Raw genomic sequence first — 24,027 nt, forward strand, 5'->3', positions numbered from 1 at the left:
GGTCTTTAGCGAGATTGCCAAAATTCGATTGCGCGAGCGGGAGTATGAAATGGCCAAGGTGCGCGCCGGACTCAATGAGGCGCTGACTTCGGAAGTCTTGACCAATATGACCCGGTTGGCTGACCAGAGAGCCCTTTTCCTCGATGCTCTTCAAGAGTATTACGAGTCTTTGTCCGGTTTAAATCGCGTGACCGGTTACGCCCTATTTCCCTAGTCTGCCGTTCCATGTTAGACTTCTAGAGATCATGGCTGAAAAGCGCCCATCTCGATCCAAGCCCTTCTCGTTTTTGAAGTTCAAACTTCCGGGACCCAAGAAATCGGTTCCGAAAGGGCCTGCTTCGCCCGGTACGCCTCCCGTAGAGCCACCGGGCCCTCCGGCTTCTGCGCCTTTGCCCGCACCTGTTCCTCGATCCAAACCCAAGCCCAAGCCCAAACCCAAGCGCGTCAAGAAGAAGGGGCTTCGTTTCCCCGTTCTCTTGATGGGAATTCTCGCGGCTTTGTTGGCTATGTGGTATTTTTACGGCCGCCCGGAGTCCAAAGGGTTGCCCGGCGTGAATTTGCCCTGGTTTAAGGGAGCGGAAACAGCCCAAGAAAGTGAGCCGGTGGAAGGCGAGGGCGCGGCTGAGCTGGATGCGGGGGCCCCGGAGGAGGCCCTGGATGAAGAAGGGATTATTGCCAAGGCCTACCCGATTAGCCGTGTTGATTTTGTGGATGAGCTGCCGGCCCTGGGTGCACTCAAGAGCTATGCGGATATTGACCTGCGTTTTGAGATCAACGGGGTGGTGGCGAGCGTGGAGTTCCGGGAGGGGGATTTGGTGGAGGAAGGCGCGCTCCTGGCCACTTTGAACCAGCGTGATCTCAAGGGGAGGCTCGAGTTTGCCGAAAGCCGTGCAGAGGCAGCCCGCGCCTCGGCCCGCACTTCAGAGCAGCGCTTGCGCCTAATCGAGAAGATGTATGAGGTGGGAGCCGTGATCCAGGGCAAGGTGGACGAGGTGCGCTTGGACTACGAAGCTGCGCTGGCTCAGGTGGCGACCGCGGAGGTGGAGGTCAAGTTGCAGCGCGAAGAGCTGGAGAAGACCTTTCTACGCGCCCCGTCTGCGGGCGTTGTCGGCACGCGGGAAGTGGAGCCCGGGGAGGTCATTACGCCTTCCACCAAGGTCGGGACCTTGCTCAAGGTGGACAGCATTTATGCCGAAGTCGGTATTACTGAGCAGGATGTGGGGCGTATCGCCCTCAACCAAGAAGTCCGAGTCACGGTGGACGCCTATCCGGAGTCGGTATTTTACGGAGTCATCGACAATATTTTGCCGCAACTTGAGGGACGCTCCCGCACACTGACCACGCGTGTCGCCCTGGATAATAGCGAAGGGTTTCTCTTGCCGGGCATGTTTGCGCGTGTTCTGGTCACGACCTTTACCAGTGATCAGGCCATAGTCATTCCCATTGAGGCCTTGCGCGGCACGGACGAGGGGTCCTTTGTCTTTGTGGTTGAAGGGGAGGAGGGAGAGCAGATGGCTGCTCAGCGTACTGTCGAGGTGCAACATTTGACCTCCACAGAGGCGGTGATTGAGGGAGACATTGAGGAAGGTGATTTGGTGATTTTGGAAGAACGGGAAGAGATTTCCGACGGCGCGCGGGTTGAAATTACTGAAATTTTGGAGGGCTGACTTGGGGCGGGCTATTTTCAGATGGACATTTTGCTTGATGGTTTTGGGTTCGTTTGGGCTGGGGGCCTTGGCATTGTGTGAAGCGAGCGAAGGGGGTTTTGAAGCCGCGCCCTGGAACAAGGAGGCGCCTGATGGGCCCAAGGCCGCTGCCAAGTACCATATGATGCGTGGTGAACATGACCAGGCCTTAGAGAGCCTGCACCGTGTGCTGGAGCAGAATCCCGCTGATATGGAGGCCAAGCTCGATCTGGCCGTGACCCTGCTCGAGCTTTCGCGATATGAGAAAGCGGTTGAGGTGCTCCGGGAGGTAATTGAGACCCTGCCGGATTCGCCCAAGGCCCATTATGTGTTGTCCGTGGCCCTTGAAAACCTAAAGCCCCCGCTAACAGAGGAGGCGGAGCAACACCGGCAGCGCGCCTTAGAGTTGGGGTATCGGATACCAAAACGAATGCCTAATAAGTAGCTCTTCAACTCGGGTGAAGTGAAGCGATGCAAATCTCCAAATTGGCCGTCCGCCGTCCGGTTACGACGGTCATGGTCTTCCTGGCCTTTCTCCTTCTCGGACTCATTTCAGTCACAAAGATCCCCCAGGAACTTTTTCCGCCCATCTCTTATCCTCAACTGACCGTGGTTACGGCGTATCCCAATGCCGCTCCCGAAGAGGTTGAAAGTCTGGTGACCAAGCTTATCGAGGAAGCAGTGGGCACGGTGGGCCGGGTGCGGCGAGTCTCTTCCGTATCGCGTGAGGGCCTCTCCCAGGTGACTGTGGAGTTCCTTTGGGGCGCGCGCATGGAGTTTGCCGCTTTGGAAGTGCGGGAAAAGATCGACCTCGTCAAAGAGCGGCTTCCGCGCGAAACCGAAGAACCCGTGGTCGTGAAATTCAATCCTTTTGATTTGCCGGTCGTGATCCTCTCCGTGACCGGGCGGGAGTCCGAGTCCGAGCTCTTGGAAATCAGCCGCCGCATGATCAAGGATGAACTCGACAAGACAGAAGGCGTGGCTTCCAGCGTGGTTAGCGGCGGGATTGAGCGCGAGATCCTCGTTGAGATCGACCAATCGCGGTTGGGCGCCCAGGATGTTTCTCTTACACAGGTTACGGAGGCTTTAACCAAGGCCAATCTCAATTATCCTGCCGGCAGCATCGAGGAAAAGAAGTTCTCGTACCTTGTGCGCACCATGGGCGAATTCCAGACGGTGGAGGAGATTGCCGACCTGGCCATCGAGTCCAAGGTGCCGGAGAAGCCCGGGCGCAGCGCCCTGGAATCCCTGATGCAGGACGAGAGCGAGGAGCGCATTCAGGACCGGCGGCTTGTCCTTATCCGGCAAATTGGCCAGGTTAAGGATACAGTCAAGGACCGTACGAGTTATTCCCGCTATAACGGCCAACCCAATATCACGGTGGCAGTGCAGAAGCAGGCGGATGCGCCCACCTTGCGTACCGTCGCAGCAGTTAAAGAAAAGCTCCTGGAGATTCGTGAGACTTTGCCCAAGTATGTGGACTTCGAAATTGTCTATGATCAGTCCGAGCTGATTACTCAGGCAATTCAGGGGGTGAGGGACTCGGCTATTATCGGCGGATTTTTGGCCTTCTTTGTGCTTCTGGCCTTTCTCAAAAATTTTCGCGCTGCCTTCATCGTGGCCTGCGTCATTCCTGTATCGGTGATGATTACCCTTTTCATGATGTATTTTCAAGGCCTGACCCTGAATATGATTTCTTTGGGCGGTCTGGCTTTGGGTCTGGGTATGTTGGTGGATGCTTCTGTGGTTGTCATTGAAAATATCTACCGTTATCGCAATCAGGGGTTGGGGATCCGGCCGGCTGCGGTCAAAGGCGGAGTGGAGGTTGCCGGGGCTGTGACTTCCTCGGTTCTTACGACAGTGGCTGTGTTCTTGCCCATGATCTTTGTCGTGGGTGTGGCTGGGCAGATTTTCCGCGAACTGGCCCTCACCGTAACCTATTCCCAGATTGCCTCTCTCTTTGTTTCGCTTTCGCTGATTCCTGTTTTGGTAGCGGGGATTCGCCGCCATCGTGATGCGGATGATAGCGAATTGGAGGTGGATGATATTGAAGATGCCCCTGAAGAAGAGGAGGCTTCAGGAAAAATTAAAGATTTCTTTAACGCCGTCCTGCAGTACCGGTGGTTGGTTTTCCCGATGTCTGTCGTGGCTTTTGTGGTTTCCCTGTTTCTATTGGCTGGTCACGACAAGGAGTTTATGCCCAAAATTGATCAGGGTGAGTTTGTTTTGCAGGTGTTGCTTCCGGCCGGAACCCGGGTGGAAGTGACCAATGAGGTGGTTGAAAGAATTGAGAAGGTTTTGTCAAAACAAAAACAGATTAAACACCTGACGGTGAGTGTGGGCTCCAGTCCGCGCCGCCGCGTTGAGTCCTTGGATGCTCTTTCTGCCCACGAGGCGCGCATTATTGTGGGGGTGACTCTGCCTAGCCGTATGGCGCAGCTCTTATCCCCGATCCTGCCCAATTTTGAAAACCCCGGTGGAGAGCCCTATGAGTTCAATTCAACCCGGGAAATCGTGAATGATATTCGAGCAGATCTTGAAGGGGTGGATTTGGGCGACGCAGAACTGGATTTTGTACTGAGGGAAAGCCTCTTTGCTTCCGCGGTTCAGTCAGGGGCGCCGGTGGTCGTGGAAGTGCGCGGTTCGGAACTTGAGGAAATGGAGAAGTGGACCCACGCGATCCAGCGCCGCATGCAGGGAATCAGCGGTTTGGCTGATGTAAAGAATAATCTGGCCCTGCCTTCTCCTGAAACCAAGGTAGAGGTACGCAAGGACCGGGCCTCTCTGTACCGGCTTTCAGTGGCGGACATCGCGCGAACCGCGCACATTGCGATCCGGGGAATTATCGCCTCCACATACAAGGAAGGTGCCCGGGAGTATGACATCAAGGTGCGTTTGAGGGAAGAGGACCGGTCATCGGTGAACAGCTTGGGGCGTGTTCTCATGGATTCCCCGGTGGGTGCCAAGATGCCGCTTTCTGAGCTGGCTGCCCTGTACAAAGGTCTGGGGCCCAGTGAAATCCGGCGTGTGGATCAGGAGAGGGTGAACACAATTACTGCCAATATCGCAGGCAGGCCGCTCAATGAAGTTTCTTCTGAGATAAGCAGCCAAATTAAAGGAATGAATTTGCCGCCGGATATCAAGGTTATCGTAACCGGCGAGCAGGAGCAGATGCAGGACTCTTTCCGCAGCCTGCAGTTCGCTCTGATTCTCTCGATCATTCTGGTTTATATGATCATGGCCTCGCAGTTTGAGAGTCTGTGGCAGCCTTTTGTCATTATGTTTACGGTGCCGCTCTCCCTGATTGGTGTGGCTGTGGGCCTGAAGCTCACGAACACGCCGTTGAGCGTTATGGTGATCTTGGGTGTGATTGTCTTGGGTGGTACGGTTGTCAACAACGGGATTGTGCTTATCGACTTCGCGAATATCAGCCGGGTGCGCGGCAAGTCCGTTTATGAAGCTATCCGGCATGCTTCCCAGATTCGTTTGCGGCCTATTCTTATGACTGCGCTCACCACGATTCTTGCTGTTTTGCCCTTAGCCATGGGAGTGGCCAAGGGTTCGGAAATTCAATCGCCTATGGCCGTTGCCATCGGCTTTGGGCTTTTGTTTGCGACTTTCCTGACCCTGGCGGTCATTCCCTGTGTTTATTACCAGGTGGCCTCCTGGATGCCGGAACCGGAAGCGGCTCTCAGTGAGGAAGAATGGGAAGCCGTGGATTTGGAGGAAGAGGAGAGTCTTTTGGAGCTCCCGGAGCCTGAACCTGAACAAGAGCCGGAACCCGAAGCCCCTCTCAACCTGGATACGGACTTGGAAGGCGATTTGGAGGAAGATTTTGAAGAAGATTGTGAAGACGGTCCCGAAGATCTGATTGAAGAAGCCGCCCGGGACGCGGGGCTCGAAGAAGTCCCTGCGCCGGAAGAGCCGGAGAAAACCGGACAGATCCCCGAACTCGGATGTCTGGACTTTCAGCTCAATGAAAGACAGCAAAAGTTCCTGCGCATTCTCACACAGAAGCGCTGGTTGACCCGGACAGAATATGCCCGGGAGTTTGACGTTTCGGTTCCTACTGCCGCTCGCGATCTCAAAGAGCTTTTTGAAACCGGCTGCGTCAAAGCCAAAGGGCCCTTGGGGCCGGGCCGTTACTATGAGTTGACGGAGATTGGACGTAACTGGTTGAAACAGAGCGATAGCACGAGATAAATATGAGTATTCCCCGCATCGCCGTTAGGCGGCCTGTCACGGTGTTCATGGTTTTCCTGTCCTGCCTGTTGATCGGTGCGATTGCGCTGACACGTCTTCAAGTCGAACTCATGCCCAACACCGCGCTGGGATTTATTACGATTCGTGTGGATATCCGGGGAGGGATGCCTCCGGTTGAGGTGGAAAACCTGGTAACCCGGCCTATCGAGGACGTGGTGAGCACTGTGGGCCGTTTGCGCGAAATGGTTTCCATTTCTGAAGAAGGGCGTTCTGAGGTGCGCCTGGGTTTTGAATCCGATGCGGACATGGATATTGCCGGAATCGAAGTGCGCGAGGCCTTTGCAGGTGTTCGCGGCAAGTTGCCTGACGAGGCTGAAAAACCGGTGATTGCCAAGTTCAGCCAGGGCGACTTCCACATCTCCAATATTGCAGTCTTCGGAACCCGGGGGGAGGAGCCCGAAGAGGTCCGCAAGATTGTGGATGATGAAATTAAGGACCGCTTTTCCAGGATTGAAGGGGTGGCCAAGGTCGAGGTTTGGGGCGGCCGCGAACGGAAGATTCTTGTGGAGACGGACAAGGCCCGGCTTGTGGCGCATTCCGAAGGACTGGAACGCCTGGTGGGCTCCATTGGATCCAGCAACCAGAACCTTTTGGCAGGACTGGTCCAGACGCAGCGCCGCCAGTACGTGGTGCGCACCATCGGCCGCTTTGAAGAGATTGCGGAAATCGAACAAGTCGGGGTGGAGGCCACGCCTCAGAGCGTGATTGTCCGTGTTAAGCAGATGTCCAGTGTCGAGGACTCTTTCTTGGAACCCACGGGTTTTGCGCGTGTGGACAAGAAGGGGGTTGTTACAGTCCTGATCTATAAGGAATCCGCGGCCAATACTATCGAGGTCTCGGAAGTCGTCAACGGGGTTGTGGAGGAACTGCGGCAGCAGTACCAGGACAAGCTCCGGTTGGTTGTGATCACCAACCGCGCCGAGGCCATCCTCGAGGCCATCGCACTGGTGCGTTCCTTCCTGATTTCGGGAGCTTTGCTGGCCATGATTGTTCTCTTTTTGTTCTTAAGGGAGTTTAAAAGCACGATCATCGTGGCCCTTTCCATCCCGACCTCTGTGATGATTACCTTTGCCATGATGTTCTTCAATAATCTCACCCTGAACCTGATGACTCTAAGCGGCCTGGCCTTGGGAATCGGGATGCTGGTCGACAATGCGATTGTTGTGCTGGAGAACATTCATAAAAAGATGTCCTTAGCCAATAAGCGGTACGGAGTGTTGAGCCCGGGCCGGGAAAAAGAGGTTATTAGTCTGGGTGCTGAAGAGATGTTTTTGGCCATGGTGGCCTCTACCATCACGACATTGGTCGTTTTTCTCCCCTTGATGTATGTGAGCGCGGATGTGCGAAAGGTTTACTTGGGTCTGGCGCTCACCGTGACCTTTGCTTTGATTTCGTCCTTGGCCGTGGCTGTAAGTCTGGTACCTGTGCTTGTGGCTCATATGCGCTGGGATCCTTTGGCCGGAGCCAAAGATTTTATGCGCAACAATTGGCTTAGCCGGACATTTAGAAGCCGGAAGGAACAGCGGGCCCAGCAGCGCGCTGCGGCGGGAATACTCCCGAGACTTCCTTTTTTTACATGGATTTTGAGGGTATTTGTCCGGTCGCGTTATCTGGTCATTCTCGTCATTATTGCGGGTTTTGCGGCCACGGTCCTATTGATGGGCTCAAAACTTAAAAAGGAATTAGCCGCAGGGACCTCGGAAAGACAGTTCACCATTTTTATAGAGCTGGCCACAGGCGTCAAATTGGACCTTACCGATGAAGTGGTCGCGGATGTGGAGCAAGTTCTCCAAGACCGGGAGCAGTTTCCGGAGATCGAAACCGTCTCCGCGCGCGTTGAACCCTGGTCCTCAAAGATCTATGTCAAAATTAAGCCCCGGGAGGATATTGAACGTTCGCCCCAACAAGTGATTGATGCGATCAAACCTTTTACCGAGGAGATCGAAAAGAAATACTATAATGTGCGCGCCTTCATTTTCTTTGAAGAGCTGACCTCCGGGGAGGAACAGGAGGTCAGCCTGGATGTGTTCGGGCACTCCTACGAAACGCTTACAGAGCTCCTTTCGGAAATTGGCCAGAAGATTGGGGAACTGGGTGTCATCAGCGATATCAAGTCCAGTCTCAAGCCCGGCCGCCCGGAGCTTTTAATCCGCGTGGACAAGCAGAAGGCCGCATACTTTGGGTTGACGGTCGATGACATTGCCAACTCCGTCCATGCCCAGATGAAGGGTCTGCGGGCCACTACTTTTCACACTGAGGGAAAAGAAGTCGAAGTCATTGTGCGTCTGCAGGAAAAGGACCGTAAGACCTTCGATGATGTATACAAACTCTTGCTGGTTACGCCCCGCGGGGACCAGGTCTATCTGGAACAGGTGGCTGATTTTGAATTGGGACGCGGCCCCAGCAAGATTTTCCGTAAGAACAAGAGCCGGATGGCGACCTTGAGCGGAACCTTGGGCCGGGTGCCCTACACGGAGGCCACGGACCAAATCAAAGCGGCCCTCGCAGAAATGGAGTTTCCTCGCGACTACTATTGGAAGTTTGCGGGTGACTACTACCGCCAAATTGAGATCCGCCGGCAGCTTGTGCAGGCCCTCCTTCTGATGCTTGTTTTGGTCTACATGGTCTTGGCCGCGCTCTTTGAGAGCTATCTGCAGCCCATGATTATTTTGCTCACAGTGCCTTTGGCTGCCCTGGGTGTGATCTGGGTTTTGTTTCTAAGCAAGACACCGGTCAGTATGGGGGTGATTATCGGGGCGATTCTCCTGGGGGGCATTGTGGTCAATAGCGCCATCATTTTGGTGGATCATACCAATAATTTGGTGCGCCGGACTCCGGCCGGCCGGGTCCAGAGGCGAAAACTGATTTTGCGTGCGGTTCTGGACGCGACCACGAACCGCGTCCGGCCTATTCTGATGACTGCGTGTACCACGATTTTGGGCCTTTTACCTCTGGCCATGGACCAGGGAGAGCAGTCCCAGCTCTGGGCTCCATTGGCCATTACGGTTTGTTCCGGCCTTACCGTTTCCACGATTCTGACGCTTTTTGTATTGCCGTGCATCTATATGATTTTTGAAGACGTGGTCGGGCTCTTTGGACGGATCCTTTTGTGGATCCGGCCGGGCGAGCTTGCCGAAGTTTGATAGGCGAGTTTGGGCAGGAGACCGTTCAACCAGTACATGACACCAAAGTCCTGCGCTGCTAAACTAATTGTCTGTAGCATTTCTGCAGTTCTCATCGTTTTCTGAAGGAGATGCAAGTGGCCGAAAGCAGGGTTAATATCACCAACATCTTAGTCGGCCTTTTGTGCGCGATTCTGGCGCTTGGGGTGTACTATTTGGGCTCAAACCGCTCTCAGGAGATGAGCGCGATCAGTGAGGAGCGCGAACAGCACCAGGCAAAGGTGCGCGGCCTTAAGACCCAGCTGGAGGAGTCCGAATCCGAGAATCAAGAATTGAGGTTGCGTATCTCCCGTTTGGATGAGGAGTTGGCTCTTACTGAAGAGTCGCGGCTGCAATTTGAAGATGCGAGGCAGGAGCTGGAGAGCGAACAGCAGCGTCTGGCAGAGGAAAACCAGCAGCTTCAAAAAGAACTCAGCTCTGTTGAAGCCGCGAAGTCCGTATTGGAGCAGAGGTTGATGACTCAGGGAGACAATACCTATGTCAGCACCCTTCTTCAGCAGAACGCGGCGCTCCAAGTGGAGTTGGCCAAGGCGCGTTCCGATCTGAGAGACCCGGCCTTACGGCAACGGGAAATCGAGATCCTGCGCGCCGAGGAGATGCGCCTGACGCGTGAGCTCCAGGACGCGGTCAGTATCGGCGACCATCTGGCCAAGGAGCTGACGGCCGAAAAACAGCTGCGCGATACCTTGGCTTCGCACTTGGCTCGCTTGCAGGCGCAACACGGGAATTTGGAACGCCGGTTAGAGGCCCTTGATGTGGAGAGGGATACCTTGGAAGTGGAACTCAGGACGGTGCGTGCCCAATTGGAAACAGCGACCCAGCAGAAAGTCGCTTTGATCAACGAAAAGAATGCCTTGATCCAGCAGGTTGCCCAGATGAATCAGGTTTTGGAGAGGAAGCTGGCAGAGCTCCAAGTGGCCAAGACCACGCTTAGGGATCAGGTTAGCGCCGGTATCCCGGGCCTGGACGCTTCGAGTCAGCAGACCGCGACTCCGGGTTTTGTCGAGCTGCCGCCTATTGTGGTTAAACAAAATGTGAGTGATCCAACAGTCCCGCCTCCCGCGCCTTTGCCGGTTGAGGATCTCTTGGCAAGGCCTTCTGATTTGGGCCGGGAACTGGATGCACCGCCTGAAGAGCTGGCTGAGGCCACGATTACCCGGGAAAAAGCCGAGGAGGTGCTGAGAAAGCTCACCCGGCCGGGTAAGGTCTTGAGCGTGAATCAGCAGCATGGGTTTGTGGTCGTCAACCTGGGTGTAAACCAAGGCCTGCGTGCCGGTGATCAGCTCGAGGTGATTCGAAACGGCAGAAGCGTGGGTGTGATGGGAGTGCTTGAGGCGCGTGCCAATGTTTCGGCAGCGGATTTGAGTGACTTGGAAGAGGCACCGGAACCGGAGGACCGTGTCGTGTTGGTCTCTCCTAATTAGTCTTTCTTTTGACTGGATAATGAGGATATCACTGTGAGTGAACAGGACAAGACATCAGAAAATAAGAACACTCAATTTGTGCTGCGTGTTGCGCGCGAGCACAATGTCAAATTCATCCGTTTGTGGTTTACGGATATTCTCGGGGTTTTGAAGAGCTTTGCGATTACTGAGGCTGAACTCGAGGAGGCCTTGGAGGAGGGGATGGGCTTTGACGGCTCATCTATTGAAGGCTTTACCCGTATAGACGAGTCGGACATGATCGCCCTGCCTGACCCAAGCACCTTTGCAGTGCTGCCTTGGAGGCCTCAGGAAAATGCTGTAGCGCGTATGTTTTGCGATGTCTTGAGGCCCGGGGGAGTGCCTTTTGAAGGGGATCCGCGTTTTGTGCTCAAGCGTAATTTGGAGCGGGCGGCTGAAAAGGGCTACACGTTTTTTGTGGGGCCTGAGCTCGAGTATTTCTATTTCAAGTCTTCTTCCGAACCCATACCCATCGATATGGGGGGGTACTTTGATCTCACACCCCTGGATGTTGCTTCGGATCTCCGGCGTGAGACGGTTCTCACTCTGGAGGGCATGGGCATTCCGGTGGAGTACTCCCACCATGAGGTCGCGCCCAGCCAGCACGAGATCGATTTGCGTTACACCGATGCCTTGACCATGGCCGACACGGTGATGACCTATCGCCTGGTAGTCAAAGAAGTGGCCATGAAGCACGGAGTGTACGCGACCTTCATGCCCAAGCCGCTGGCCAACGAAAACGGGAGCGGGATGCATGTGCATATGTCTTTGTTCAGGGAAGGCAGAAACGCTTTTTTTGATGCGGGCGATCCCCACCATCTTTCTTCCTTGGGGAAGCAGTTTATGGCAGGGATCCTTCGCCATATGCCGGAGATCACCCTGGTCACCAATCAATGGATCAATTCGTACCGGCGGCTGATCCCCGGCTACGAAGCACCTGTGTATGTTTCCTGGGCTGTGCGCAATCGTTCAGACCTGGTGCGTGTGCCCCAGTATAAACTGGGCCACGAGGAATCCACCCGTTTGGAAGTGCGTTCTCCGGATCCGGCCTGCAATCCCTATCTGGCCTTTAGCGCGCTCCTGGCCGCGGGCCTTGAGGGAATTGAGAACAACTATCCTTTGCCCGATCCGGTGGAGGAGAATGTCTTCGAAATGTCCAAGGAGGAGCGCACAAGGCGCGGCATTAAAGAGTTGCCGGGTAGTTTTTTGGAAGCATTGCAAGCTGCCGAGGGCAGTGAGCTGCTGAGAAGGACTTTAGGGGATCATGTCTTTGATTCTTTTATCCAGAACAAACAAATCGAGTGGGATCGTTTTAAGACGCAGATTACGGACTACGAACTCACCAAGTACCTGCCCGTGCTCTAGGCCTTGCCGGGAAAGTTAATTTATGCCCCGATTTCGCTATCGCGCCAGACGCGGTCCGTCCCGCACAGTCGAGGGAGTGGTTGAAGCCTCCTCCAGGGAAGAGGCAGTTTCCAAGCTGGCCGCGGAGAACATCGTTCCTTACTCTTTGGAGCCCCTTGGCTCATCTCCTGCCGTAAACAGTGTCAATTCCTCTCGCGCCGGCAATTCCCAACTCATTGTGATGACCCGTCAGATGGCGGATCTTGTGGGCTCGGGCGTGCCGTTGCTGCAATCTCTGGGGGTGGTGATTCAGCAAAGCACCAACCCGCGCCTGCGCGGGGTGTTGGAGCAGGTTTACACAGCCGTGGAAGAGGGGGACCGTTTTTCCGATGCCATGGCCCGCCATCCGTCCACATTCACAAATCTCTATGTCAGTATGGTGCGCGCAGGCGAGCTCTCCGGAAACCTGGAAGGCTCCTTAGAGCAACTGGCCCTGCTTACTGAAAGCGATGCGGAGACCAAAAGCCGCATTCAATTGGCTTTGGCCTATCCTTTGTTGGTCGCGGGTTTTGGTGTTCTGGCCGCCCTTGTGATGCTTGTCTTTGTGGTTCCGCAGATGGTGGAACTTTTTGAGGACATGGGCCAAGTATTGCCCTTGCCTACCCGGATCCTCCTGGCGGCAAGTGGTTTAGCTTTGCGATACGGCCCTCTTGTCTTGATCTTGGGGATTCTCGCTTGGACCTTCAGGGAGAAAATTGTTCCGACTCAATGGCTCCGGGGTCTGGGCGTCCGAAGTCTGCAGGCTTTGCCCTGGGTTGGAAAACTCGTCCAGCGCATGGATGTGGCCCGGGTCACGCGTGCCTTTGCAACCTTGCTGTCCAGCCGGGTTCCGGTTTTGGAGAGTGCGGAGATTGTCTCCGGCATTGCGGGTACGCCTTTGGTACAGGAGGGTTTCCGGGAGATGGCTGCCCGGGTGGGGGAGGGAGCCTCCATTGCCGAGGCTTTACGCAAACACCCTGTCTTTCCTGCATTTATGGCTCAAATGGTGGCGGTTGGAGAAGAGGTCGGTACGCTGGACAAAGCCTTGTTGCGCGTGGCGAGTTCATTTGAGTGGCAAACCGATCGCGAGATAAAAATGTTGACAGCGCTCTTGGAACCTTTGATGATTCTCATAGTCGCGGTGATCATCGCATTTATGGTGGTTGCCATTTTACTGCCTATTTTCCAGATGAACCTGATGGTGGCTTGATGCGAAAAAACGGTTTTACCCTTATCGAACTTTTGCTTGTTGTGGTGATTATTAGTGTGTTGGTGGCCATGGCCGCGCCGCGGATCATGCCTCGCAGTGAAGAGGCGAAGGTGGCGGCCTGCCGCGCTGATATTGAATCGAACCTCAGCATGGCTCTGGACCTCTTTGACCTGGATATGGGCCGTTATCCCACGAGTGAGGAGGGTTTGGAAGCCCTGATCCAAGCCCCCGTTCAGGCTGAGAACTGGAAGGGTCCTTACTTGAAGAAAAAGCGCCTGCCCAAAGACCCTTGGGGGAACTCCTTTGTGTACAAGTGCCCCGGCGAGAAGAACCGGGGAGACTACGATCTGTACTCCCTCGGCAAAGACGGCGTGGAGGGAGGCGGTGACGATGTCACGAATTGGGAAGAGGACCTCTGATCCGGGCTTCACCCTCATAGAACTCCTCATTGTCGTCACGATTGTATTGGTCGTGATCGGCCTATCCGCACCTAACCTGCGTACTGCAATGGACACTTTGGGACTGGAGCGTGCGGGGCGTGATTTAGCTCAGTGCGCGCGCCTGGCGGCATACGAAGCCGTGCAGCAGGAGCGCACCCATCGCGTGAGTTGGGATGCCGCGCGCCGGGAATTCCGCATATTCGTGGCCGATGACTCCGAGGATTTTGTGCGCGTGCCCGGCCGGACAGGACGTGCCTGGCCTTTGCATGATCAGGTGAGCCTGGAGGGAGAGTGGTCGTCCGTGGATTTCTATCCGGACGGAAGCGCGCAAGCCGCTTTGATCCGCCTGCAAAATTCCAAAGGCGCGGAGCTAAGAATCCAAATTTGGCCACAAACAGCCAAAGTTGAAATCCAATTTGAGGAGGCGTCTTGAGAAGAGGACAACGAGGTTTTCTATTGCTGGAAACTCTGGTGGCTCTCGTGATTCTGGGGCTGGGTCTCATGGCTGTCGGGCGCTCCTTTCTCACGGCCGGCCGGGCAGTCCGGGCAAGTGAAGGGTTTACGCGCAGTATTTGGATAGCGCGCCAGGAGTTGGCTGAAGCTGAATTACTTGTGCTCCAGGGCAGGTCCGTGGATGAACTGCCTGCCAAAGGCACGGGGTCGTTGCGCGGAAGCTCCTGGACCCTGAGCACGGAGCCCTCGGCAGAGCAGAGTTTCTTGCCGCGCGTGCGGGTGGAAGGGCTCTGGAAGAATACACGCTCCGAGCTCAAAACAACGCTGGACACCTACCTCTCCCCGCGCAGCGATTCCGCTGCTGTGGAGGAAGAACCCTCCGCAGAAGAGTTGCCTGAAGAGGGGGTCTCGTGAGAAAAGGCTTTACCCTCATCGAATTGCTCGTGGCAGTCCTCATCTTTGCCGCAATTTCCGTCTCGATCTACTCGACATTCTGGGGCGGAGTCCGCACCTGGAAGCGCGCGGGCCAGCAGAGAGAGGGCCTGCAAGAATTGCGGATTTTGGCGGATCGGATGGATCTGGAACTGCGGAATGCAATCAACCTGGAGCATGAAGAGATTCCGGCTTTTGAGGGAGAGGTTTCGGGCTGTGAATTCCTCAGTCTGATTTTTCAAGGGAGTCCGGCTGAATGCGCTTTAAGCCGGGTCATTTATAGCTGGGACGCGGAAGAGGGAGTCCTCTGGCGCAGCGCGCGGCCGCTTAATTTGGGAGCGGAAGCAGTCCCTCCTGCTCCGGAGCCTTTCTTGAGAGGACTGGACTCTGTTCGATTCTTCTATGCGCCCCTCCCGGAAGAGAACGGAAATTGGGAGTGGCAGCGGAGCTGGGATTCGGAGAATGGATTGCCTGCGGCTGTGCGTGCGGAGTTTGGCATTGTCTGGGGGGATGAGGGAACAGCGGAACAGTGGAACTTTGTGGCCATTGTGACGCAGGGAGCCAGGGGCCGTGCGCTATTATAGGCTGTATCCCAATGCGGAACGCGCCTCCATTTTGGTGACCTCCTTGTGGGTTTTAACTATCTTGCTTTTGCTGGCCTTGGGCCTGGGCCGGCAAATGGGTGTGGACCTGCGTCTGGTCAAACACGCGGTGCGTCGAGCCGAGGCCCGCGCTCTGGCGAGGGGGGAAATGGCCTTGCGAAGTGCTGAATTTGTGGCCGGGGCTTCGGAGATCCCCGCGGACCAAGGCCTAGCGGGCTGGCCCTGGAAGCCCGAGCCTGAGCGGTATTCCCGCACAGAGGGCCCCTGGTCTATTGAAACCCAGGTAACGGATGAACAGTCTCGTCTGAATCTCAACTGGCTTTCTCAGTACCATCTTTCGCTCTTGCCTCATATCGATTCACCTGCCGAGGTTTACAGCGTGGCGCTATGGCGCGGGGACCAGGCTTTGCAGGGGGACACAGACTGGCAGGCAGCCTTAGATGAAGAGAATCGCAGCTTTGAGGAATTGGGACTATCCTATAAGGTAAAAGGACGGCCTTTCCAAAGCTTCCGGGAATTGGCTTTGATTCCCACCCTGGATCCGGAGCGTGCCGGGGACTGGGCCTCTTTGATTACGGTGTACGGGGGTACCCAGGTGAACTTGAACACAGCCCCGGTTGAAGTGCTCAGCTTGCTCTTGAGCCAGCCGGATACTTTGGTGGATGCGGATTCACTTGCGCGCAAGATTGTGGATGGCCGGGAGGCCTGGGGGCTCATCGAAGGCGTGACCGAACTCTACGAAAAGGGAGCCGGCGATTTCGACCTCAGCGTCGAGGAGGAAATTTTTCTGTCCAACGCAGAGGCTCTCCTGGGAGTGGGCTCTACGCAGGTTCGGCTTAGCTCGGTGGTTTCGGATGATCAAGGGCGCATCTGGGCTGAGCTCGTTGCAGTGATCGATCGCCGGGACGGGACAACACTCATGTGGGAGGAGCGTTGATGGTTGCCAAGATCCAGTCGCTCAAGGAGCGTGAACGCAACTTGGTGTTGATTACGGCCGGAGTCTTGATCTTGGCTGCTGTTTTCCAGTGGGGCTTGAGGCCCTTGAAGAATCGCTGGGAAGAACTCGACACTCAGATCCTGTTAGTCCGAAAGCAGTTACGCCAGGCTCAGAAACTGCAGGCCGAGAGGGCCGAATACGGGAAGATTGAAGGGCAATCCCAGGCATGGCTCTCCCAGATTCCGAGCGGGGAACTGGTTTTGCCGTGGATCCTGGGACAAATTGAGGAACTGGGCGCCCAGTTTCAGGTCACCGTTAGCCGGGTCAAGCCCCTGCGGGCCCGCAGCACCGAAACGAGAAGCCCGGAGCGGATTGAGGTCGAGGGTTCTGGACAGGCGGATTCCATTCTTCGTTTAGTCCATGCTTTGCGCAGCACGCCCACCCTCCTGGAAATTGAACGTTTGGAAATGAATGTCGAAGGCTCGGGCGAGCAGTCCGTGAAGTTTTATATGCTCGTTGAGCGCCCTCGCTGACCTCCCGGACATTTCCCTAACTCCTTATTCTGGACAAAATTAAAAGCTTGAGATATAATACCGCCCGTGCAAGCATGGCTGCGTAATCGCATAGGGAGGGGACACTCAGGCAAGCCAGCCAACTCACCGAGCGCGGGCACTTCTCCTTCGGCACTGCAGATCTTCAAGCCTTTATCCGGCTTGACAGTGCCGCTGAGTCGGTCACAGGATCCTTTCAGAAGTTTTGAAGGCTTGGCCGACCCGGTACGATGGAAGCAAGTGAGTGCGTTTCTGCTGGTTTGTTGTGCGTTGGCATGCCTGTGGATCGCAAGGGCCGCAACTCGGCCGTTTCCAACCACACCTGCCCCCTCTCTTTCGAAAACTTCCGTATTAAATATTGAACAGGCTGCGCCGCTCGATCACTATTTGGATGTGCTGCGGAACCGGCCCAAGCTTTTTTGGCGGGAAGAGTATCGATCGACGGCTCCGATTCGTCCGATTGCCGAAGAATTGGCTGCTGCAGACTTGAGTGCCTTATCCGTGGTAGGAATCATCAGCAGTCATCCTCCGCAGGCCATTGTGCGTGAGTTGAGCAGCGATCGCTCCGTGACCCTGGGGATCGGAGATGAGATTGAAGGATTTAAAGTGCGGGCGATCGAAGAGGACCGCGTGGAGCTGGAACGCGGAGGAGAAAAATTTGAACTTGTATATTAAGAGGTTTCTCCCGGCAATCCTATTGCTTCTCTGTTTAGGTGTTTTCCCGGTTGCCGCCCAGGTTTCCGGCCCGGTCCCGGATGCCCAGAGTCCTCAGGGCATGGAATCCATGATTTCCCTGGACGTGAAGGACATGGAAATTATTGATTTGCTCAAGATTTTCTCCAGCCGCACAGGTCTGAATATTGTGGCCGGCCGCAATGTCAAAGGCCGTGTCACTATTTTTCTCAAGGATGTGCGTGTGGAGGATGCCTTGCGCCTAATTCTGGAGGCCAATGAACTGGCTTTTCAGAGAGAAGGCAACATTGTCACAGTGATGACCGAGCGCGAATATGAACAGATGTTCGGCGCGCCCTTCCGTGAGCGAACGCAAATGCGCAGCTACTCTCTCCGCGATGCCAAGGCCGCGGATGTGGCAAAGACTCTTTTGCAGATGAAGACTGTCGTGGGCCGGGTTATCCCGGATGAAAGTTCCAATACTTTGGTTCTGATCGAGATTCCGGAACGCCTGAAGGAGATGGAACAACTGATCAACAAATTGGACCGCCCCATTGAAACGCGTGTTTTCGAATTGCGCTATGCCAAGGTGGAAGAACTTGGAGAGAAGCTTCGGACTTTGCTGACCGGTAATGTGGGCCAACTCAGTGTGGACGAGCGCACGGGCAAAGTTGTGATCAGTGATTATGCGGAAGTCGTGGCCAAGGCCGAAGAAGTGATCAACGCCTTTGACGAACGGGACCGCCAGGTGCTCATTGACGCGCGCATTATTGAAGTGCTTTTGGGAGATGAGTTCCGTCTCGGCATTGATTGGGAGGCTGTTTTCAATAAGCTCGACGGAAGCCTTGAGCACTCCATGAGCTTACCCTCAACCGCCAGCCCGACTTCCACATCCGGAGACAGCTCCTTCACGATCACATTGGGAACGCTTGCAGAAAATAACTTTAATACCGTGATTCAGGCTTTGGAGAGCATGGGCCGCACCGATACTCTTTCCAACCCCCGGATTCTTGCCATGAACAATGAAGAGGCGCGGATTTTGGTGGGGACCAAAGAGGCTTTCATTACGTCCACGGTGACGGTGCCGGCTACAGGCAGCACCATCACTTCGGACAATGTGCAGTTAGTGGATGTGGGTGTTTCTCTTACCGTGACTCCTATTATCAGTTCGGACGGGTACATCACCATGAAGGTCAAGCCGGAAGTGAGCACAACCGGTACGCCCGTGACGCTCACCAATCCGGACGGCAGCGAGCGCAGCAAGATCCCCATTGTAAAGACTCAAGAGACCGAGACCCAGGTGATTGTCAGAGACGGGGAAATGGTTCTCTTGGGAGGTTTGATACAGGACAAGATTGTCAATGAGCGCGATCAAATTCCCATTGTGGGCAGAATTCCTGTGGTGGGTGCGTTGTTTTCCAATCGAAAGGAATACAAGAGCAAGTCCGAACTGGTCATTTTGCTGACGCCTCACATTATGAAAGGGCATGAGGAACCGGAGTGGGAAGCTTCGGAATACGCGCTTGAGCCGGAGTTCGAAAAGGAGCAGGAGCCGGGCCGGGAATTCATCGATCCGCTGGCCATTCCGGAATATGTTCCTCAGCCGCGCGCACCGCAGCCGTCGCTGTCTCCGCTCCAGCTTGTCAGCTCCACGCCTACGGTGTCGGAATTTAAGGCCGCCCAAATCGCTTATTCGGAATATCGCCGTGCTCTCAGCCGGAAAGTGGCGGCCCGGCTGCAGGATCGTCCTAGCACGCGCCGCTATTTCGGAGCCGTGCGTGTGCAGTTTACGCTCACTCAGGACGGGCACTTGGTGGGGATGCCCGAAGTGCTGGGCAGTGAAGACGAGGCACTCGGCGAATTTGTGGCCAGCCGTTTAGTCGAGGCTTCACCCTTTGAACCGTTTCCGCAGGCTCTCAAGAGGCCGCAAGAGGCCTTTGAGATTGAAATTGCTTTTGAGTAGTCGACCCGGAGGAAGGAATGCACTTTAAGCGTCTAGAAATTGTGGGATTCAAGTCCTTTGCAAAGAAGACTGTTTTGGAAATCGGGGAGGGCGTGACCGCGATTGTCGGACCCAACGGTTGCGGAAAGAGCAATATTGCCGAAGCCATCAAGTGGGTCCTGGGTGAGCAATCCGCGCGCCAGTTGCGCGGCCAGCGCATGGAAGATGTCATTTTTAACGGCACCACCGAGCAAGGCCCCATGGGTCTGGCCGAGGTGGCTCTTACCCTGAACAATGAGCAGGGTACTTTCCCTGTGGATTATCCCGAGGTCACGGTAACGCGCCGGCTTTTTCGCTCAGGCGAGAGCGAATACTTAATCAACGGAAATCCCGTGCGTTTGCGCGATGTGCAGAATCTGCTGATGGGAACGGGGATGGGCACGAGTGCCTATTCCATTTTTGAACAGGGCAAGATGGACCGCGTGCTTTCATCACGGCCCGAGGAGCGTCGCGAAGTATTCGAAGAGGCGAGCGGGATCACGCGCTTTAAGGTGCGCCGTCGTGAGGCCGAGCGCAAGCTCGAAGAAACCGAACAGAATCTCTTGCGTATTTCGGACATCGTGACCGAAGTCCAACGCCAGATTAAATCCTTGGAACGCCAGGCTAAGCGCGCCCGGACCTATCGCGAGGAGTTTGACCAGCTCAAGGAGCTTGAACTGAAGCTGGCTGTTCGCCACCTGCACTATTGGCAGGGAAGTGCCAAGAAGCTTGAAAACCAACTCATTGAGCTGCGGGCTGAAGTCTCCTCCACGGATATTTCAATCAACAAAATGCATGCGCAAAGAGATGAACTGCGAATCCAGGCTGACCAGACTGCGCAAGAGTGGTCCCGGATCCGCGACTTGCAGCGGGAAAAGGCGGCTGAGTCGGAGTCCTGCCGTCGCCGTGCAGCCTTGGATCGCGAGCGTTGCCGGGATCTGGAAAATCGTTCCCAGGCGCTTTCCGGCGAGCTGGAGGTGACTCTGTCCAAGAAGTCGGAGTTTGAAAGTCACTTGGAAAACGTGCTGCATGAATTAGAGGCCTGTTCCAGGACCGAGCAGGAGCAACGTACCCGGGTGGCTCAGACACAGAGCCAACAAAAGGAATGCGAAGGTTGGCTCGATGTGGATCGCCGGGAGATCCAGACCAAACTCAAAGAAATTGAACGCCTTGAAGGCGAGCTGGAGCGCCTGAATGAAAAACGCAACCAGCAGGAATTGGATAAGCGCGCTCTTCAGCTCAGCATGGAGCGTTTGGGTCTGGAGCGGCAAAGGGTTGTGGACCAGATTGGCCCCAAGGAAACCGAGTCAGCCGAACGTTCCGAGGCCTACCGTCAGATATCAGCCGAGTTGCAGGAGGGTGTTTCGGAACAGGAGAGCCTGGAACGCAGCGCCCGGGAAGCCGGAGAAAAGGGCCGGCGGCTCGACCAGGAATTCGAGGATCTGAATCGCCGGCAAGGGCGTCTGGAAATGCGCTTGCAGCATCTGCGGGACTTGAAGGAGCGCAAAGAGGGATATTCCTCCGGAGCTAAAGCTGTGCTCTCAGGAGAGCTCGAAGGCATTCGCGGCTCGGTGGCCAATCTGATTGAGGTGACGAGCGGTTACGAAATCCCGATTGAAACTGCGTTGCGCGAACGCGTGCAGTGCATTGTGGTGGAACGCAGCGCTGTGGCCAAACAGGCCATCAAGTATTTGCGGCAGGAACAAAAGGGCCGGGCTTCTTTCCTGGCCTTGGATAAGGTTCCCACTATTGAGCCTTTGTCGATTCCGCCGGATTGGGACGGCAAGTGCGTGCGCGCCACGGACGTGGTTTGGGCGCGGCCCGAGCACTTTGGTGTGGTCTCTTGGTTTCTTCAGAATGTCTTTATTACGGAGGATTGGGAAAATGCTGAGGCCCTTGCTGCCTGCTTGCCCGCTCCGACGGGTTATTCAGGAGGCAAGTCCGATTGGATGATCCTCACCCGGGATGGGGACAGTCTGGAAGGGACCATTCTCTCCGGCGGATTCTCCCATGTGACCGAAGACACCAGTCTTTTGCGCCGCGATGCGGTTATTCGCGAAGTGACTGCTGAGTCGGAAGAGGTTGCCGGTCAACTGAGTCAGGTCAAGATTGCGCGTGAATCCTCCAAGGAGCATGTGGAAAAACTCAGCGAAAAAATTCGCGCGAATTCCGAGAGGATACGCCGTCTGGGTGTGACGCAGGCGCAGAGGCAGCAAGAGTTTGCGGGCTCTCAAGCCGAACTCAACCGGCTCAAAGAGCAAATCCTGGGTTTTGACGCGGAATGGGAATCTGCGAACAAGAAGCTGCAGGAAGTCGACGAGATGCTCAGCCGCTCAGGGGGTTACCAGAGTCAGTCTCAAGGGGTCTTAGAGGGGCACCGCGCGGAAATTCAAGAACGCCGGCAAGCCATTGAGCGCAACAGTTCTCTCCTGGAAAGACTGCGTGGGGAGTCCGCGGAACTCAATGCCGAACTCAAAATTTTTGAGGAGCGCCGTGTGGCACTGTTCCAGACTCAGAAGGTCGTGGAGGAATCCCTCAAGTCCGGTACAGACCGGGCGCAGACCTTGCAGGTGGAAATGGGAAGTGCGTCGGAGCGTTATCAGGAGTTGCAACGCAGCAGCCAGGAATTGGATGCGCGAAGTCTGGAGCTGGACCGTGAAGCCCAAGAGCTTGAGGAAAAGGCTGTCCAGATTTCTTTGGATCGCCAGCGATTGACCGAAAACGCCGAAGAAGCGGAGCAAGTTTACGAGACCAAGCGTGCCGAGCGCGATAGTCTGCAGGAAAGGATCCACGGTCTGGAGATCCAAATGCAGGACTGTGTGCACCAATTGGAGTCTGTGGCAGATCGTGTCCGCCAGCAGTACCAACTGGATCTCATTGGCTTGGTTCAGTCTCCGGATGCAGAGGAGAGATTTGCCTGGGCTGCAGAGGAGAACGAGGCCCAAGTCGAAAACGAGGTCCACCGCCTGCGCAAGCGCATCGAGGGTCTGGGGCCCGTAAATCTGGTGGCCATCGAAGAGCACGAAGAACAAGTTAAACGCTATGAGTTCCTGAACAGTCAGTATGAAGACTTAATCAAGAGCAAGGATTCTCTGAATAAGGCCATCCGGGAAATCAATCAAACCACCAAGGAACTCTTTACCGAGGCTTTTGAAAAAATCCGCGTGGAATTCCGCAAGTTATTCCGCGTCCTGTTTGGCGGCGGCGATGCGCAGCTTGTGCTGGTGGATCCCGAGAACGTTTTGGAATCCGGCATTGAAATTATTGCTTCCCCTCCGGGGAAGAAGCTCCAGAGTGTGAGCCTGCTTTCAGGCGGTGAGAGGGCCATGACGGCTATTGCCCTCTTGCTGGCGATTTTCAAGGTGAAGCCCAGCCCCTTCTGCATCATGGACGAAATTGACGCGCCTCTGGACGAGGCCAATGTGGATCGCTTCTGTCAGATCCTCAAGGAGTTCGTGCAGCAGTCCCAGTTCATTATCGTGACGCACAACAAGCGGACAATCAGCATGGCCGACTTCCTCTATGGCGTAACCATGGAAAACCAGGGTGTGTCGAAGATTGTGTCAGTACGCTTGAAGAGCGAGGGCGTTGAGACTGAGACGGGCAGGGCCCAGGAAACGGTGACCCTGGGGGGGGAGGAGGATATCCCGGCCACCGATGCAGCCCAGACCGCAGTCGAGTCCGAGTCAGAGAGCCGCTAAGCCACGCTCTCCCAGCAGCTTGACAGAAATCCTCCCAAAGATTAGGCTAGCCTTACATCTTCGGGGCAGGGTGAAATTCCCGGCCGGCGGTAATGGCCAGCTTGATTGTCCTAAGTCCGCGAACCTATTGGGTTTAAATCAAATCTCCTTATTTGGGAAGGCTGTCAAAATAGCCGGAGACAAGGCGTTTTTCGGCAGCTGACGGAGAGCCCGACGGGCCGACCCGGTGAGATTCCGGGACCGATAGTGAAAGCCTAGATGAGAGAAGATGAGAGAAGGCACTGCGGCCTGTGTGCGGGCGGTTGCGCGCGCACCGGACCTGTGTGTGTTACTTCTTTGCGTCTCAGCCCCGAACCTAACGGGGCTTTTCTTATGCCATCCAGCTTTCACCCGATTTCTGAAATCCTCAAAGACCTGCAGGCCGGCCGCATGGTTATTGTAGTGGACGACGAGGACCGTGAAAACGAAGGCGACTTGGTTGTGGCTGCGGAACACGCCACACCCGAGGCCGTCAATTTCATGGCCACTCACGGCCGCGGGCTGATTTGTGTTCCCATGGAAGCGCAGCGTCTGGACGAACTCGGCCTTTCGCAAATGGCCGCGGACATGAACGATCCTTTTAGGACAGCCTGGGCTATCTCGGTGGACGCGCGCAAGGGTGTGAGCACGGGCATTAGCGCGCACGACCGGGCCAGGACAATCCAGGTGCTGGCTGACCCTCGGTCCATTCCTCAAGATTTGGCGCGCCCCGGGCATGTGTTTCCTTTGCGCGCGCGTGACGGGGGGGTGTTGGTGCGCGTGGGGCATACGGAGGCCTGCATCGATCTCATGCGTTTGAGTGAATTGCGGCCTGCGGGCGTGATTTGCGAGATCATGAATTCCGACGGCACCATGTCGCGCGCCAAAGACCTCAAGCTTTTTGCCCAGGAACACGGGCTCAAGATGTGCACCATCCGGGACCTGATCCTTTATCGCCGGCGTTTTGAAAAACTGGTCCACCGCTCAGCCACCACGGTGATGCCCACGGAGTACGGTGAATTTGATGTGACCGTGTATGAATCCGACGTGGACACCGGCGCTCACGTGGCCTTGA

General features: G+C 55.6%; 18 protein-coding genes and 1 riboswitch. All 18 genes read left to right on the forward strand.

The features are described 5' to 3' along the window. Positions 1-214, forward strand: a 214-nt coding sequence (locus tag JW937_07600) for a hypothetical protein (protein ID MBN1587278.1), incomplete at its 5' end; no start/stop codon positions are given. A gap of 31 nt (positions 215-245) precedes the next feature. After that, entirely contained in the window at positions 246-1,667 is a 1,422-nt protein-coding gene (locus JW937_07605) for an efflux RND transporter periplasmic adaptor subunit (GenBank protein MBN1587279.1), read from the forward strand. A gap of 1 nt (position 1,668) precedes the next feature. Beyond that, positions 1,669-2,130 carry a tetratricopeptide repeat protein gene (locus JW937_07610; protein MBN1587280.1) on the forward strand — a complete coding sequence of 154 codons (462 nt, stop codon included), beginning with the start codon at positions 1,669-1,671 and terminating at the stop codon, positions 2,128-2,130. Between the two features lie 26 nt (positions 2,131-2,156). After that, positions 2,157-5,888, forward strand: coding sequence for an efflux RND transporter permease subunit (locus JW937_07615; protein MBN1587281.1), 3,732 nt, complete (start codon positions 2,157-2,159; stop codon positions 5,886-5,888). 2 nt (positions 5,889-5,890) lie between these two features. Further along, a complete protein-coding gene (locus JW937_07620; GenBank protein MBN1587282.1) occupies positions 5,891-9,091 on the forward strand; it encodes an efflux RND transporter permease subunit in 3,201 nt (1,066 codons plus the stop codon). 116 nt (positions 9,092-9,207) lie between these two features. Continuing rightward, complete coding sequence (locus JW937_07625; protein MBN1587283.1) at positions 9,208-10,554, forward strand: hypothetical protein; 1,347 nt, start codon at positions 9,208-9,210, stop codon at positions 10,552-10,554. 33 nt (positions 10,555-10,587) lie between these two features. Beyond that, the gene (locus JW937_07630; GenBank protein MBN1587284.1) at positions 10,588-11,937 is read left to right on the forward strand and encodes a glutamine synthetase; all 1,350 of its coding nucleotides are present in this window, start codon (positions 10,588-10,590) and stop codon (positions 11,935-11,937) included. Between the two features lie 22 nt (positions 11,938-11,959). Next, a complete protein-coding gene (locus tag JW937_07635; GenBank protein ID MBN1587285.1) occupies positions 11,960-13,165 on the forward strand; it encodes a type II secretion system F family protein in 1,206 nt (401 codons plus the stop codon). Then, on the forward strand, positions 13,165-13,584 hold the full coding sequence (gene gspG, locus JW937_07640; GenBank protein ID MBN1587286.1) for a type II secretion system major pseudopilin GspG: 420 nt from the start codon (positions 13,165-13,167) through the stop codon (positions 13,582-13,584). Before JW937_07635 ends, gspG begins: the two co-directional genes overlap by 1 nt. Further along, positions 13,556-14,038, forward strand: coding sequence for a prepilin-type N-terminal cleavage/methylation domain-containing protein (locus tag JW937_07645; GenBank protein MBN1587287.1), 483 nt, complete (start codon positions 13,556-13,558; stop codon positions 14,036-14,038). Before gspG ends, JW937_07645 begins: the two co-directional genes overlap by 29 nt. Then, positions 14,035-14,472 carry a prepilin-type N-terminal cleavage/methylation domain-containing protein gene (locus JW937_07650; protein MBN1587288.1) on the forward strand — a complete coding sequence of 146 codons (438 nt, stop codon included), beginning with the start codon at positions 14,035-14,037 and terminating at the stop codon, positions 14,470-14,472. Before JW937_07645 ends, JW937_07650 begins: the two co-directional genes overlap by 4 nt. Next, positions 14,469-15,074 (forward strand): prepilin-type N-terminal cleavage/methylation domain-containing protein, encoded by a 606-nt coding sequence (locus JW937_07655; GenBank protein MBN1587289.1) that lies wholly within the window; start codon positions 14,469-14,471, stop codon positions 15,072-15,074. The genes JW937_07650 and JW937_07655 overlap by 4 nt, the downstream gene beginning before the upstream one ends. Continuing rightward, positions 15,061-16,029, forward strand: coding sequence for a general secretion pathway protein GspK (locus JW937_07660; protein MBN1587290.1), 969 nt, complete (start codon positions 15,061-15,063; stop codon positions 16,027-16,029). The genes JW937_07655 and JW937_07660 overlap by 14 nt, the downstream gene beginning before the upstream one ends. After that, positions 16,029-16,562 carry a type 4a pilus biogenesis protein PilO gene (pilO, locus tag JW937_07665; GenBank protein MBN1587291.1) on the forward strand — a complete coding sequence of 178 codons (534 nt, stop codon included), beginning with the start codon at positions 16,029-16,031 and terminating at the stop codon, positions 16,560-16,562. Before JW937_07660 ends, pilO begins: the two co-directional genes overlap by 1 nt. Positions 16,563-16,820: 258 nt before the next feature. Further along, entirely contained in the window at positions 16,821-17,255 is a 435-nt protein-coding gene (locus tag JW937_07670; protein ID MBN1587292.1) for a hypothetical protein, read from the forward strand. Beyond that, positions 17,239-19,215, forward strand: coding sequence for a hypothetical protein (locus JW937_07675; protein MBN1587293.1), 1,977 nt, complete (start codon positions 17,239-17,241; stop codon positions 19,213-19,215). Before JW937_07670 ends, JW937_07675 begins: the two co-directional genes overlap by 17 nt. Positions 19,216-19,232: 17 nt before the next feature. Continuing rightward, positions 19,233-22,934, forward strand: a complete 3,702-nt coding sequence (gene smc, locus JW937_07680) for a chromosome segregation protein SMC (GenBank protein MBN1587294.1) — start codon at positions 19,233-19,235, stop codon at positions 22,932-22,934. Between the two features lie 52 nt (positions 22,935-22,986). Then, positions 22,987-23,208: riboswitch (FMN riboswitch) on the forward strand. A gap of 98 nt (positions 23,209-23,306) precedes the next feature. Then, positions 23,307-24,027 (forward strand): 3,4-dihydroxy-2-butanone-4-phosphate synthase (gene ribB, locus JW937_07685; protein ID MBN1587295.1); only part of this gene is annotated, 721 nt, incomplete at its 3' end.

Source organism: Candidatus Omnitrophota bacterium, assembly GCA_016929445.1.
GTDB lineage: Bacteria > Omnitrophota > Gorgyraeia > JAFGIU01 > JAFGIU01 > JAFGIU01.